12 protein-coding genes are annotated in these 13,551 nt (G+C 65.5%); 9 read left to right on the forward strand and 3 right to left on the reverse strand.

Annotated elements, in window-relative coordinates; genetic code table 11:
• Window positions 1-69: 69 nt before the first annotated feature.
• The 3 genes from ACP156_RS16190 to ACP156_RS16200 all read right to left on the reverse strand — a co-directional run bounded on the left by ACP156_RS16190 (window position 70) and on the right by ACP156_RS16200 (window position 3,520).
• On the reverse strand, window positions 70-1,608 hold the full coding sequence (locus ACP156_RS16190) for a sugar ABC transporter ATP-binding protein (protein WP_425052393.1): 1,539 nt from the start codon (window positions 1,606-1,608) through the stop codon (window positions 70-72).
• A gap of 69 nt (window positions 1,609-1,677) precedes the next feature.
• Window positions 1,678-2,679 carry a rhamnose ABC transporter substrate-binding protein gene (gene rhaS / locus ACP156_RS16195; protein WP_425052394.1) on the reverse strand — a complete coding sequence of 334 codons (1,002 nt, stop codon included), beginning with the start codon at window positions 2,677-2,679 and terminating at the stop codon, window positions 1,678-1,680.
• Window positions 2,680-2,719: 40 nt separating this feature from the next.
• Window positions 2,720-3,520, reverse strand: a complete 801-nt coding sequence (locus ACP156_RS16200) for a DeoR/GlpR family DNA-binding transcription regulator (protein ID WP_425052395.1) — start codon at window positions 3,518-3,520, stop codon at window positions 2,720-2,722.
• 187 nt (window positions 3,521-3,707) lie between these two features.
• Between ACP156_RS16200 and ACP156_RS16205 the strand changes: the two genes are divergently transcribed.
• From ACP156_RS16205 to nagB, 9 genes are all read left to right on the forward strand, one after another.
• The gene (locus ACP156_RS16205) at window positions 3,708-5,807 is read left to right on the forward strand and encodes a bifunctional rhamnulose-1-phosphate aldolase/short-chain dehydrogenase (RefSeq protein ID WP_425052396.1); all 2,100 of its coding nucleotides are present in this window, start codon (window positions 3,708-3,710) and stop codon (window positions 5,805-5,807) included.
• Between the two features lie 89 nt (window positions 5,808-5,896).
• Complete coding sequence (gene rhaI, locus ACP156_RS16210; protein WP_425052397.1) at window positions 5,897-7,171, forward strand: L-rhamnose catabolism isomerase; 1,275 nt, start codon at window positions 5,897-5,899, stop codon at window positions 7,169-7,171.
• Between the two features lie 68 nt (window positions 7,172-7,239).
• Window positions 7,240-8,004 carry a GntR family transcriptional regulator gene (locus ACP156_RS16215; RefSeq protein WP_425052398.1) on the forward strand — a complete coding sequence of 255 codons (765 nt, stop codon included), beginning with the start codon at window positions 7,240-7,242 and terminating at the stop codon, window positions 8,002-8,004.
• A gap of 87 nt (window positions 8,005-8,091) precedes the next feature.
• Window positions 8,092-8,775, forward strand: coding sequence for an N-acetylmannosamine-6-phosphate 2-epimerase (locus tag ACP156_RS16220; RefSeq protein ID WP_425052399.1), 684 nt, complete (start codon window positions 8,092-8,094; stop codon window positions 8,773-8,775).
• Window positions 8,772-9,632, forward strand: a complete 861-nt coding sequence (locus tag ACP156_RS16225; RefSeq protein ID WP_425052400.1) for an ROK family protein — start codon at window positions 8,772-8,774, stop codon at window positions 9,630-9,632. Before ACP156_RS16220 ends, ACP156_RS16225 begins: the two co-directional genes overlap by 4 nt.
• A 33-nt stretch (window positions 9,633-9,665) precedes the next feature.
• Window positions 9,666-10,985, forward strand: coding sequence for an extracellular solute-binding protein (locus ACP156_RS16230; RefSeq protein ID WP_425052401.1), 1,320 nt, complete (start codon window positions 9,666-9,668; stop codon window positions 10,983-10,985).
• A 92-nt stretch (window positions 10,986-11,077) separates the two neighbouring features.
• Complete coding sequence (locus tag ACP156_RS16235; RefSeq protein ID WP_425052402.1) at window positions 11,078-11,947, forward strand: carbohydrate ABC transporter permease; 870 nt, start codon at window positions 11,078-11,080, stop codon at window positions 11,945-11,947.
• Complete coding sequence (locus ACP156_RS16240; RefSeq protein ID WP_425052403.1) at window positions 11,947-12,774, forward strand: carbohydrate ABC transporter permease; 828 nt, start codon at window positions 11,947-11,949, stop codon at window positions 12,772-12,774. Before ACP156_RS16235 ends, ACP156_RS16240 begins: the two co-directional genes overlap by 1 nt.
• Window positions 12,775-12,778: 4 nt before the next feature.
• Complete coding sequence (gene nagB / locus ACP156_RS16245; RefSeq protein WP_425052404.1) at window positions 12,779-13,543, forward strand: glucosamine-6-phosphate deaminase; 765 nt, start codon at window positions 12,779-12,781, stop codon at window positions 13,541-13,543.
• Window positions 13,544-13,551: the final 8 nt, after the last annotated feature.

Here is a 13,551-nt window from a genome sequence, read left to right on the forward strand (position 1 = left end):
CGCCCCCATTGGGCAGCGTTTTCGCGCCACCCCGCGGGCCGGCGCTGCCCTTATTCCTGTTGTCCGGTCTCACGCCCCGATCCCCGCCGCATGGCGCACCAGCGTCTCCGGCGTCAGGTCGTCGCCCGCAAGTTCCGCCGCGATCAGGCCCTCGCGCATCACGATCACCCGGTCGGACATCCCCAGCACCTCGGGGATTTCCGAGCTGACCATGATCACCGCCAGCCCCTGCGCCGCCAGTTCCGCCATGAAGGCATGCACGGCGGCCTTCGACCCGATGTCGATGCCCTTGGTCGGCTCGTCGAGAATGATCACCCTCGGCTTCGTCGCCAGCCACTTGGCGATCACCACCTTCTGCTGGTTGCCGCCCGACAGGTTGCCGACGTCCTGATCCAGCGAGGCCGCACGCAGGTCCAGCCGCTCGGTATACTCGCGGGTCAGGGCGAATTCCTCGGACAGCCGCAAGAAGCCCTTGCGCGAGGTCTGCGCCAGCGAGGGCAGGGTGACATTCTGGAAGATCGGCAGTCCGATCACCGCGCCCTGCCGCCCGCGTTCTTCGGGGACATAGACGATCCCGGCGTCGACCGCGTCCGAGGGCGACCGGATCTCGTGCGCAGTCCCGTCGATCCGGATCTCTCCGCGCGACGGCTTCGTCACGCCGAACAGCGCCTGCATCACCTCGGACCGTCCCGCGCCGACAAGGCCGTAAAACCCGAGGATCTCGCCCTTGCGCAGGTTGAACGAGACGTCCTGAAACTCTGTCGGGTGCGAATAGCCCGAAACCGACAGGACCTCGTCCCCGACGAGATGCTCGCGCGGCGGGAAAATCTGGTCGACCGACCGACCGACCATCAGGCGGACAAGTTCGCCTTCGTCGATCTCCGCGATCAGGCCCTCGCCCACGTGTTGCCCGTCCCGGAACACTGTGTAGCGGTCGGCGATGCGGAAAATCTCGTCGAACTTGTGGCTGATGAACAGGATCGCGCGGCCCTCGGCTTTCAGGCGTTCGACCAGTTCGTACAGCTCTTCGATCTCTTTATGGGACAGGGCGGCGGTCGGTTCGTCCATGATCACGACGCGGGCGTCCACCGACAGCGCGCGGGCGATGGCGACAAGGTGCTTCGACGCGATCCCCAATTCGTGCAGCGGCATATCGGGGTCGAGGTCGGCGTCGATCCGGTCAAGGATCTCGCGCGCGCGGGTCCGCATCGCGGCCCAGTCGATCAGGCCGAAGCGGGTGCGGGGCTGATGCCCAATGAAAATGTTCTCGGCGACCGTTAGTTCATCGAACAGCACGGTTTCCTGATGGATCGCGGTGATCCCGGCGTTTGTGGCGTGTTGCGCGGTGGGGAAGGTGACCGGCGCACCGTCCAAAAGGATGGTGCCCGCGTTCGGTTGCAGGATACCGGTCAGCGTCTTCACGATGGTCGACTTGCCCGCGCCGTTCTCGCCCACCAGCGCGGTGACCTGACCGGGATAAAGCGACAGCGAGACCTCGGACAGCGCCTTCACGCCGGGAAAGGTCTTGGTGATGCCGTCGAGGTGCAGCACCGGGGCGGCATCCGCCGGAGCGGGTCGCGCGTGGGACGGGTCGAGAGTGACCTGCATCGCGGTCTTCCCTTGGACTTCGGATAAAGGAGCCCCGACGCGGCAGGCGCGCCGGGGCGAAGGAGGAGCTCAGAAGATGCTCTTGAACTCTTCGATGTTGCTGGCGTCGTAGACGAACGGATCGGCCATCGCGCCTTCGCCGTTGTCGTCGAGGGTCAGCGTGCCCATGCGGCCCATGTTGATCTCGGCGCCCGGACCGGCTTCGGCCGCATCGGTGGCCAGCTCGTAGGCGAGGTAGGCGGCCGAATAGCCAAGGTCGATCGGGTTCCAGATCGCGAAGGACTTCGACGCGCCGGACTCGATGGCGCCGGCCATCTCGGACGGCAGGCCAAGGCCGGTCACGTTGACCTCGCCCACCTTGCCGGCGTCCTCGACTGCACGCGCGGCGGCGACGATACCGACCGAGGTCGGCGCGATGATCGCGTCGAGATCGGGATAGGTCTGCATCAGGCCGGTGGCCTCGCGGTAGGACTTGTCGGCAAGGTCGTCGCCATAGACGGTCGCCACCACCTCGATGCCGGGATAGTCGCCCATCACCTTGTTCATTTCCTCGATCCAGGTGTTCTGGTTGGTCGAGGTCGTGGTGGCCGACAACAGCGCCACCTGACCGCCGTCGGGCAGTTCATCGGCGGCCAGCTTGATGATCATGTTGCCGATCAGCGCGTTGGACGACGGGTTCAGGTGCAGTTCACGGCCTTCCGGCGCGACGCCCGAGTCCCACGAAATCACGGTGATGCCGCGATCCATCGCCTTTTTCAGAACCGGCACCAGCGCGTCGGTGTCGTTGGCGGACACGGCAATCGCGTCGACCTGCTGAGCGATCAGCGAGTTGATGACCTCGATCTGGCCCTCGGCGGTGGTGTCGGTCGGGCCGGTGTAGATGATCTCGACGTTGCCGAGTTCGGCAGCCGCTTCCTCGGCGCCTTTCGCGGCGGCCTCGAAGAAGCCGATCCCCAGTGCCTTCACGACCAGCGCGATGCGCACGTTGTCCTGCGCCTGCGCGGCGCCGCCACCGGCGACCATCATCGCGGCCAGCGCCGCTCCTCCGAACAGTCTTCTCGTAATGCTCATCATATCCTCCCTGACTGAGCCTTGAATCACGTCCGCGGTGTCACCCCGCGTCCGATCTGCGCGCCGCGCCGGTCTGCGCGACGATGACCCTGATCTCTGCGGCCTCGAGCATCGAGACCGTGCGATCGGTGACCCGGTCGTCGGTCACCACGATGTCGATCCGTTCCAGCGGACACAGCACGAGGCTGGACCGGTTCTCGAATTTCGAGCTGTCCACCAGCACCACAAGTTCGTCCGCCTGATCGATCAGCTTCTCCTCCGCCTGGATCAGCAGCGGGTCGTTTTCCATCAGCCCGATCGGGGCGATGCCGTAGGCTCCCATGAACATGCGCCGGGCGTAATAGTGCCGGGTCATGTCGTTCTCGAACGGGCTGAGAATAATGTTCTGTTCGCGGTACAACGCGCCGCCCGGCACCATCACCGTGTTCTTGGTGTGCTTCAGCAGGTGTTCCGCGATGGGAAAGCTGTTGGTCAGTACCTGCACCCGGCGGCTTGCCAGCGGATGCACCATCTGAAACGTCGTCGTTCCCCCGTTGATGATGATCGGCTCGCCGTCGTCGCACAGCGCCACCGCCTCGCGGGCGATGGCCTGCTTGTGGTCCATGTTCAACGTCTGGTTCACCGCGAAGGGCCGACCCGCCAGCCCCGGAAGGGCAGGAGGCGTCAAGGCCTCGGCGCCGCCGCGCACCCGGCGCAGGCGTTTCTGAGCGTGCAAAGTGGCGATGTCGCGCCGGATCGTCGCCTCGGAGGTGCCGGTCAGCGAGACAAGTTCTGCCACGGTCGCCACCGGCCGCTCCTGGACGGCCGACAAGATGACCCTGTGACGTTCTGTCTCGTGCATGCTGTTCCTCCCGTTCGCCTCAGGATGGCCGATTCTCGCGTTTCGTCAATCAGTAATTTTCAAAACCAATCATGCTGCGGTGCAGAATGATTGAAATTGATCGAAACAGATTGACTTGAAGGGGGCTATGTTTCAGCTTTCAGCCAAGCATCGGGCGGCGGAGCGGCCGCGCATTCGGGAGGATCACATGCTGACACGCGTCGGAAAACGCCTTGAAAACCTGTGGGATGCAGGAAAGGCGGCGGATATGAGCGAGCCCGAGAAGCTGCTCTATCGCTCGAACCTCCTTGGGTCCGACAAGCGAATCACGAACTACGGCGGCGGCAACACCTCGGCCAAGGTCATGGAAACCGATCCGCTCACCGGCGAGAGCGTCGAGGTGCTGTGGGTGAAGGGGTCCGGCGGCGATGTCGGCTCGATGAAACTCGACGGGTTTTCGACCCTTTACATGGACAAGCTCGAGGCGCTGAAGGGCAAGTACCGCGGTGTCGAGTTCGAGGACGAGATGGTCGGCTATCTGCCGCACTGCACCTTCAACCTGAACCCCCGCGCCGCTTCGATCGACACGCCGCTGCACGCCTACGTGCCGCGCAAGCATGTCGACCACATGCACGCCGATGCGATCATCGCCATCGCCGCCTCGACAAACTCGAAAGAACTGACGGCAGAACTGTTCGGCGACGAGATCGGCTGGCTGCCGTGGAAGCGTCCGGGCTACGAACTTGGGCTGTGGCTGGAAGACTTCTGCAAGAAAAACCCCGACGCGAAGGGCGTCGTTCTGGAAAGCCACGGGCTGTTCACGTGGGGCGACACGGCGGAAGACTGCTATGCCTGCACCATCGACATCATCAACCGCGCCATCGCGTGGCTGGACGAGAAGACCGACGGCAAGGAGGCGTTCGGTGGCGCCGTGCATCAAAGCCTAGGGGTGGACGAGCGCCGCGCGGTGGCCGCCGCTCTAATGCCGCGCATCCGTGGCATGGTGTCGGGCAACCAGCACATGGTCGGGCATTTCGACGATCAGGACGCGGTGCTTGAGTTCGTGAACTCCAAGGACCTTGGCACGCTGGCCCCGATGGGCACCTCCTGTCCGGACCACTTCCTGCGCACCAAGATCCGGCCGCTGGTGGTGGATTTCGATCCGGCGCAGAACAACCTCGACGCCGTGCTTGATGGCCTGCCGGCGCAGGTCGAAGCCTACCGCGCCGACTACGCCGCCTATTACGACCGCTGCAAGCACGACGACAGCCCGGCGCTGCGCGATCCGAACGCGGTGGTCTACCTTGTGCCCGGCGTCGGCATGATCACCTTCGCAAAGGACAAGGCGACCGCCCGGATTTCGGGCGAGTTCTACGTCAACGCGATCAACGTGATGCGCGGAGCCACCGCGATCAGCGAATATCAGGGCCTGCCCGAGCAAGAGGCGTTCGACATCGAGTACTGGCTTCTGGAAGAGGCCAAGCTTCAGCGGATGCCGAAGCCCAAGTCGCTGGCGGGCCGCATCGCTTTGGTCACCGGCGGGGCAGGCGGCATCGGCGCGGCCACGGCGGAGCGTTATCTGTCGGAAGGCGCCTGCGTGGTGCTGGCCGATATCGACGCGAGCGCCCTGGAGGCGACCGAGAAGAACCTTGCGGGTCGCTACTCGAAAGACGTGGTCCGCACCGTTGTGATGGATGTCACCGACGAGGCCGGCGTCGCCGACGCCTATGCCTTTGCCGCGGTGGAATACGGCGGGTCGGATATCCTTGTGTCCAACGCGGGCATCGCCAGTTCCGCACCGGTCGAAGACACCTCGCTGGAGTTGTGGAACAAGAACATGTCGATCCTGTCGACCGGCTATTTCCTTGTCAGCCGCGAGGCCTTCAAGCTGTTTCGCGCGCAGGGCATCGGCGGGTCGGTCGTTTTCGTGGCCTCGAAGAACGGCCTTGCCGCGTCGCCCAACGCGTCTGCCTACTGCACCGCCAAGGCGTCCGAAATCCATCTGGCCCGCTGCCTTGCACTGGAAGGCGCAGAGGCGGGCATCCGCGTCAACGTGGTGAACCCCGACGCGGTGCTGCGCGGGTCGAAGATCTGGGAGGGCGACTGGCTGGAACAGCGCGCCTCGACCTATGGCACCGACAAGGATGGGCTGGAAGAGATGTACCGCAACCGGTCCATGCTCAAGCGCTCGGTGCTGCCCGAGGATATCGCCGAAGCCGCCTATTTCCTGGCGTCCGACAAGTCGGCGAAGTCCACGGGGAACATCATCAACGTGGACGCCGGCAACGTTCAGGCATTCACGCGCTAAGGTGCAGGTAGGATGGGGTTGAACCCCATCCTACGACATTTCCGACAATCGAAGCGGGTTTGGCGGTGAAAATCGCCATGGGAGGACCAATGATCGAACAATCCGTCATCGACGCCGAGAACGAAAAGCGCTTGGCCGCGCTACGCGCCGACTATGTCGCACTGGGCGCGCATCTCGACCGTCGCGGCATCTCCATCGACGCGGTGAAAGACAAGGTGGCCGCCTATGGTGTCGCCGTTCCCTCGTGGGGCGTGGGCACCGGCGGCACCCGGTTTGCCCGCTTCCCCGGCGCGGGCGAACCGCGCGGGATCTTCGACAAGCTCGACGATTGCGGGGTGATCCAGCAACTGACCCGCGCGACCCCCAATGTCTCGCTACACATCCCGTGGGACAAGGCGCCTGCCGTCGACCTGAAGGCGAAGGCCGACGAACTGGGGCTCGGGTTCGACGCAATGAACTCGAACACCTTCCAGGATCAGCCGGACCAGCCGCTCAGCTACAAGTTCGGCTCGCTCAGCCACACCGACAAGGCGACCCGCCAGCAGGCCATCGAGCACAACCTTGAGTGCATCGAGATCGGGCAGGGGATCGGGTCGAAGGCTTTGACGATCTGGATCGGCGACGGGTCCAACTTTCCCGGCCAAACCGACCTGACGGCGCAGTTCGAACGCTACCTGGACAGCGCGAAAGCGATCTACGCGCAGCTGCCCGGCGACTGGCGGCTCTTCACCGAGCACAAGATGTACGAACCCGCCTTCTATTCGACGGTGGTGCAGGACTGGGGCACCAATTACCTGATCGCGAAGGAATTGGGGGAACAGGCGTTCTGTCTTGTCGACCTTGGCCATCACGCGCCCAATGTGAACATCGAGATGATCGTTGCGCGGCTGATCCAGTTCGGCAAGCTGGGCGGCTTCCACTTCAACGACTCGAAATACGGCGACGACGATCTGGATACGGCGGCCATCGACCCGTTCCGCCTGTTTCTGGTGTTCAACGAACTTGTGGCGGCCGAGGGCAAGCCGGGCTTCGACCCGGCGCACATGCTGGACCAAAGCCACAACGTGACCGACCCTATCGAGTCGCTGATGTCCTCTGCCAACGAGGTGCGCCGCGCCTATGCGCAGGCGCTGCTGGTGGACCGCGCGACCCTCAAAGGGTTTCAGGACGACAATGATGCGATGATGGCTGCGGCCACGCTGAAGCAGGCGTTCCGAACCGATGTCGAGCCGATCCTCGCCATGGCGCGGCTGGAAGCAGGTGGCGCCATTGACGCCGTCGCGGCCTATCGCGCGGCGGGCTACCGGGCGAAGGTCGCGGCAGAGCGGCCTGCGGTCACCGGCGCGGGCGGCGGCATCGTTTAAGACCAGTTATCGGACCAGTGGGGCCGGCAGGGCTTTCGCCGGGGCGATCCTTGTGCCATTCTGGTCCGATGAAGGACGGTGCAGAACAAGACCAGTTGGTCATCGACGCCTTGGTGGCGGGGCTCGAAACCCGCGCGCCGGGGATGTCCCGGTATCAGGCATTGACCGAGACCATTTCCGACGCGATTGCCGACGGCTCGCTGCCGCGCGGCTCTGCCCTGCCCGGAGAGCGCGTGCTGTCCGAGGGGCTGGGCGTTTCGCGCGTGACGGTCCGCCGGGCAATAGAGGATCTCGCCGGCCAGGGCGTGCTGATGCGCAAGCACGGCGCCCGCACCACCGTGGCGAAGCGGGTGGAAAAAACGCTGTCGCGGCTTTCTGGCTTTTCCGAGGATATCCGCAGCCGGGGCATGCAGCCGGGCCTGCGCTGGCTGTCCAGGCAAGCGGTTCGGCCCACGCCGAAAGAGGTCATGGCCCTTGGAATCATGCCCGATCAGATGGTGATCCGCTTGCGTCGCGTGCGGCTGGCCGATGGTCACCCCATCGCGCTGGAATGCGCCACCATCCCGCAGGACCTGCTGCCAGAGCCCGAATTCGACGGCGACTCGCTGTACGCGGCGCTGGACGCCGCTGGGGCGCGGCCCGCGCATGGCACCCAAAGGATTCGCGCCGGTGTCATGGACGAGGGCGAAGCGGCGTTGCTGGATGCCGATCCGGGCACCGCGATGCTGATCGTCGAGCGCCGCTGCACCACCGCCGAGGGGCGGCCCATCGAGTTTACCGAGACGCGATATAACGGAAATTTCTACGATTTCGTTACGGAGCTGAGCAGTTAAGCCGAACCATTTCGGCTATCTGGTAGAAACCAGTTGCATACCAGTTGGCGATCTGGTTACCTTCCTGTCACAGACAGGGGAAGCGACATGCTCGATCAGCTCAAGGGACGCCTCATCGCGTCGTGCCAGCCGGTAACCGGCGGCCCGATGGACCGGCCGGATATCGTGGCCGCGATGGCGCTGGCCGCGTTGGATGGCGGTGCGGCGGGCCTGCGGATCGAGGGGCTGGAGAACGTGCGCGCCGTGCGCGCCGCCACCCGCGCGCCGCTGATCGGCTTGCTGAAGCGCGACCTTGAAGACAGCCCGGTCCGCATCACGCCCTTCGCGACCGATGTCGCCGATCTTATCGCGGCGGGCGCGGACTTCGTCGCCGTCGACGCAACAAGCCAGACCCGTCCCGAGACGGTCGAGACGCTTTATGCCGCGATCCGGGCAGGCGGCGCTTTGGCCATGGCCGATTGCGCCACGCTGGACGACGGCCGTCGCGCCGCTGCGTTGGGCTTCGACGTGCTGGGGTCCACAATGTCCGGCTATACCGGCGAGCCGGTGCCTGCCGACCCTGACCTCGACCTTGTGCGCGGGTTGTCCGCGCTGGGCCGGGTCACGCTGGCCGAGGGGCGCTATCACCGCCCGGATCAGGCCGCCGCAGCCATCGAAGCCGGGGCGGATGCCGTGGTCGTGGGCTCGGCCCTGACGCGGCTGGAGCATGTCACCGGCTGGTTCGCCGATGCGGTCGCCGGGGCCGTTGCCGCCAAGCGGGAAACCGCATGAGCGCCGCGCTTGCCATAGATATCGGCGGCACCAAGGTGCTGTGCGCGCTGGTCGACGGCGCCGGGGTGCTGGCGCATTCCGTGGCCGAGACGGCGCGCGGGTCCGGACCGGCGGTGTGGCTCGATACGGCGGCGGAATTGGCTGCCGGCTGGGCCGGGCGCTATGACCGCGTGGGCCTTGCCGTGACCGGGCGCGTCAGCGAAGCGGGCCGCTGGTCGGCGCTGAACCCCGGCACACTGAACATTCCCGACGATACGCCGTTGACCGAACTTGCCGCCGACCGCTTTGGCGTTCCGGCGATGGCCGTGAACGACGCGCAGGCTGCGGCCTGGGGCGAATATCGCTATGGCGCGGGGCAGGGCGAGGACCTTGTTTACCTGACGATCTCTACCGGTATCGGCGGCGGCATCGTGTCCGGCGGGCAGCTTCTGCGCGGACGCGGCGGGATCGCGGGGCACTTCGGACAGATCACGTCCGGGGACCATCATGGTGCCCGGCTCGAGTCCCGCGCGGCAGGGCGATGGCTGACCGAGGCCGCCGCCGCCGCGGGTCACCCCACCGACGCGCGCGGCGTATTCGAGGCCGCGGCACGGGGCGAGCCATGGGCGCAGGACCTGCGCGAAACGGCACAGCGGCGCGTGGCCGACCTGACGGCGGACGTGCAGTTGATGCTGGACCCGGTGCGCATCGTCATGGGCGGCGGCATCGGACTGGCCGATGGTTTCCTGAACAACGTGGCGGCGCATCACGCGGCGCTAGCCCCGGCGCTTCGTCCGCAGCTTGTCGCCGCGCAACTGGGCGCGCTGGCCGGTGCGGTGGGCGCTGCGGCGCTGGCGAACGACTTCTCAAGTAACTGAGTGCAAAGAACAAACCCAACAGGAGATGCGACAATGACTTTCCGCAAGAAGATGCTGACCGCCACGGCGCTGAGCGCGCTGATGGCAACCACGGCGCAGGCCGAGGTGACCGTTCTCGGCTGGCCCGGCGGCCCCGAGGAAGAGGCGCTGCGCGCCGTGACCGAGATCTACAACGCCAAGGACGACGTGGCCGAAGAGAACAAGGTCGAACTGCTGTTCTTCAGCCGCGACGGCTTTTTCGACAAGCTGCAGGCCGACCTTGCCGCTGGGTCCGACGCGTTCGACGTGAACCTGCTGGCGACCTACTCCATCGGCCGCTACGCACCCTACATGGAGCCGATCACCCTGTCGGGCGAGGCCGAGGGCGTGTTTGGTGACACCGTCCTGTCGACGATGCAGTTCGAAGGCGCCCAGTACGGCGTGCCGACCGACCTTTCGATGCACTTCCTGTTCTTCCGGTCGGACCTGATGGAAGAACTGATGGGCGACGAGGATGCGAAAGCGACCTATGCCGCGATCTCGGAAGAATACCTTGGCACCGCGATGGAGCCCGTCGCGCCGGACGCGATGACCTGGGAAGATTTCGCGGCGACCGCGCTGTACTTCTCGCGCTCGGTCAACCCGGACAGCCCGACCCGCTATGGCACCGTGCTGCAGATGAAGAACCTGCTGTTCAACATGATGGTGTTCCAATCGCTGCCGCGCGCCTATGGCGCCGACTGGATGGACGCCGATGGCAACATCACCGTCGACAGCGAGGCGTACCGGACCGGTCTCGAGATGTACAAGATGCTGTACGATGCCGGCGCGACGCCGACGGACTCGCTGTCTTACGAGTTCCCGGAGGCGAACGCCGCCTTCACCTCGGGCCAGGTCGCGATGATGGTGCAGTGGAACGGTGCCTCGGGTGCGCTGACCGGCGCCGAAAGCGCGCCGATGACCGCCGATGTGACCGACAGTGTCGCACCGCCGACGGGTCCGAAAGGCCGCTTCACCCACATCCACGGCCTTGGTCTGGGCCTGAACAAGAACGCGCAGAACCCCGATGGGGCCAAGGCGTTCCTTGAATGGCTGTCGACCGAAGAGGCCGCCGTTGCCTATGCCACCGCAGGCGGTGCGCCGGGCCTGACCGGGACCGCCATCGAGGCGGTTGCCGAAGCGCGTCCCGACCTCGTGCCGCTGGGCGAGTTCGCCAGCAACTACGGCTATGTCATGAACGGCGCGACCGGCGCGAACGCCCTGTCGATCTACGAACTGCAGGCGCAGGAGTTCACCGGCTACTGGGGCGACACGCAAAGCCTTGACGAGGCGCTGTCGGCAGCCGAAGCCGGCATGGCCGACCTGCTGAAGTAAACCGGGCGCGGGGCCGGCTTTGTCCGGCCCCACGCTTTCCGACCTCTGACGGCGCCGCCTCACCCGAAACGAGCTGCCAGAAACGAGCTGCCATGTCCCTCTCCCAACGCTCCGAAAACGCCATCCTGACCGCACCTCTGGTGCTGTTCCTTCTGGCGTTGCTGGGCTTCCCGACCGTTCTGGACGTGATCTATTCGCTGTCCGACGTCAGCTTCGAGACACTGCGCGCGCCGACCTTTACCGGCCTCGACAATTTCCGCGCGGTGCTGGCCGATCCGGATTTCTGGAAGGCGACGTGGTTCTCGCTGAAATTCGCGGTGCTGACCTCGGTGGCCGAGTGCGTGCTGGGGCTGGCGCTGGCGATCTATTTCTCGCCCATCCTGCGCCGCGCGCCGTGGATGCTGGCGATCCTGATCATGCCGATGATCATCGCGCCCGCTATGATGGGCCTGATGTACCGGCTGGTCCTGCACGAGTTCATCGGGCCGCTGCCCAACTACCTCTATAACTGGTTCGGCGTGTCCTACGGTTTCCTGACCGCGCAGAACGTGTTCAAGACGATCTTCGTCATCGAGACGCTGCAATGGACGCCGTTCGCGCTGCTGCTGTTCCACATGGCCTATGAATCGATCCCCGAGGACATCCGCGAGGCTGCGTCGGTCGACGGTACGCGTGGCTGGCGGCTGCTGACCCGCATCGAGCTGCCGCTGATGCTGCCGACACTGGGCGTCGCGCTGTTCATCCGGTTCATCGACGGGTTCCGCGTGTTCGACAACATCTGGACGCTGACCGGCACCGGGCCGGGCGGGTCCACGACCTCGCTGTCGATCTATATCTACGTCGCCTTCTTCCGGTCCGGCGAGATCGGGCAGGCCATCGCGGCGTCGATGATCCTGTTCGCGGCGGCCTTCCTTGTGCTGTTCGTCGCCGCCCGCCGGGGCCGCGGAAAGGAGACCGCGTGATGCGTATCGCTTCGCTGATCCGCTGGATCGTTTTCGCCCTCGCGGCCTTCATCCTGAACTTCCCGGTAATCGCCACGCTGATCACCTCGTTCAAGTCGAATGCAGAGATTTCCCGCAATCCGGGCCTGTGGATCCGCGAGCCGACGCTGGCCAACTATGCCACCGTGTTCGATCCGGCGGGCCGGTTCGACGTTTGGCAGTTCCTTGGCAACTCGCTGACCGCCGCGCTGATCGGGACGATCCTTCCCATCGCACTGTGTTTCCCAGCGGCCTGGGCGATGGCGCGGCGCGGGGTGGGCATGAACGTGCTGTTCCCGGCTGCCGTGAACCTGCGCGCGCTGCCGCTGATCGTTTTCGCGATCCCGCTGTACCTGATGTACCAGACGCTTGGCCTGCTGGACACAAAGCTGGGCCTTGGCCTGATCCTTGCGGTGGTGAACATCCCCATCGCGCTGCTGATCCTGACCAACACCGTGCGCGAACTTCCCTACGAGCTGGAAGAGGCCGCCCGGATGGACGGCGCGTCGATGGCGACGCTGCTGTTCCGGATCGTGCTGCCGATGTGCCGCCCGGCCATCGTGACGGTCTTCATCTTCGGCTTCATCACAGCGTGGAACGAATTCCTGTTCGGCCTGATGCTGACCACCCGCGATGCCGTTCCGATCACCGTTGGTGCCTCTTTCTTCTTCGCTTCCGGCGGGGGCGGCGTGCAATGGGGCGTCGCGGCGGCGATCATCATGGTTTCGGCGGCTCCGCCCGTGCTACTTGGCCTCGTGATGTATCGCCACATCGGCGGCTCGATGACCGGCGGCGCGGTGAAAGGATAACGACGTGAAACTACTGATCCTTCCCGATGCCGCCGCAGCGGCGGCCCGCGTGGTCGACGAGATCCGCGACCTTGTGGACGAGAAGCCCGACGCGCGGCTGGGCCTTGCGACCGGCGGCACGATGGAGCCTGTCTATCAGGGGCTTGTCGCCTCTGACGCCGACCTGAGCCGGGTGACGACCTTCAACCTTGATGAATACGTCGGTCTCTCGCCGCAGCACCCGCAAAGCTACCGCAGCTTCATGGAGGCGCGCCTGTTCGGGCCGAAGCGAATGTCGCGCAAGCAGACGCATCTGCCGCAGGGCGACGCGCCGGACCCCGAAGCAGAGGCCGACCGCTACGAGGCGCAGATCGCCGATGGCGGGCTGGATTTGCAATTGCTGGGGATTGGCGCGAACGGGCACATCGGGTTCAACGAACCGACCTCGTCTTTGGGCTCGCGCACACGGGTCAAGACACTGACCCGCCGCACCCGCGACGACAACGCGCGGTTCTTCGACGATCCCGACGAGGTGCCGCGCTTTGCCATCACCATGGGCATCGCCACGATCCTGGACGCGCGGCACGTAGTCCTGCTGGCCACCGGCAGCGCCAAGGCAGAGGCCGTGGCCGCCATGGTCGAAGGGCCGCTGTCGGCGGTCTGCCCCGCTTCGGCGCTGCAACTGCACCGCCGCGCCACCATCGTCGTGGACGAGGCCGCCGCGTCCAGCCTCGCCCTGCGCGACTATTACGAGACCGTCCATCCGGGCGGCGCCGAGCCCGAGCTTTAGGAGACCCC

Source organism: Psychromarinibacter sp. S121 (assembly GCF_049801035.1).
GTDB lineage: Bacteria > Pseudomonadota > Alphaproteobacteria > Rhodobacterales > Rhodobacteraceae > Psychromarinibacter.

Bases quoted from the DNA above. Each gene is read 5' to 3' on its own strand.
- ACP156_RS16190 (WP_425052393.1), bottom strand. From the start codon at position 1,608: ATGCAGGTCACTCTCGACCCGTCCCACGCGCGACCCGCTCCGGCGGAT.
- rhaS (WP_425052394.1), bottom strand. From the start codon at position 2,679: ATGAGCATTACGAGAAGACTGTTCGGAGGAGCGGCGCTGGCCGCGATG.
- ACP156_RS16200 (WP_425052395.1), bottom strand. From the start codon at position 3,520: ATGCACGAGACAGAACGTCACAGGGTCATCTTGTCGGCCGTCCAGGAG.
- ACP156_RS16205 (WP_425052396.1), top strand. From the start codon at position 3,708: ATGCTGACACGCGTCGGAAAACGCCTTGAAAACCTGTGGGATGCAGGA.
- rhaI (WP_425052397.1), top strand. From the start codon at position 5,897: ATGATCGAACAATCCGTCATCGACGCCGAGAACGAAAAGCGCTTGGCC.
- ACP156_RS16215 (WP_425052398.1), top strand. From the start codon at position 7,240: ATGAAGGACGGTGCAGAACAAGACCAGTTGGTCATCGACGCCTTGGTG.
- ACP156_RS16220 (WP_425052399.1), top strand. From the start codon at position 8,092: ATGCTCGATCAGCTCAAGGGACGCCTCATCGCGTCGTGCCAGCCGGTA.
- ACP156_RS16225 (WP_425052400.1), top strand. From the start codon at position 8,772: ATGAGCGCCGCGCTTGCCATAGATATCGGCGGCACCAAGGTGCTGTGC.
- ACP156_RS16230 (WP_425052401.1), top strand. From the start codon at position 9,666: ATGACTTTCCGCAAGAAGATGCTGACCGCCACGGCGCTGAGCGCGCTG.
- ACP156_RS16235 (WP_425052402.1), top strand. From the start codon at position 11,078: ATGTCCCTCTCCCAACGCTCCGAAAACGCCATCCTGACCGCACCTCTG.
- ACP156_RS16240 (WP_425052403.1), top strand. From the start codon at position 11,947: ATGCGTATCGCTTCGCTGATCCGCTGGATCGTTTTCGCCCTCGCGGCC.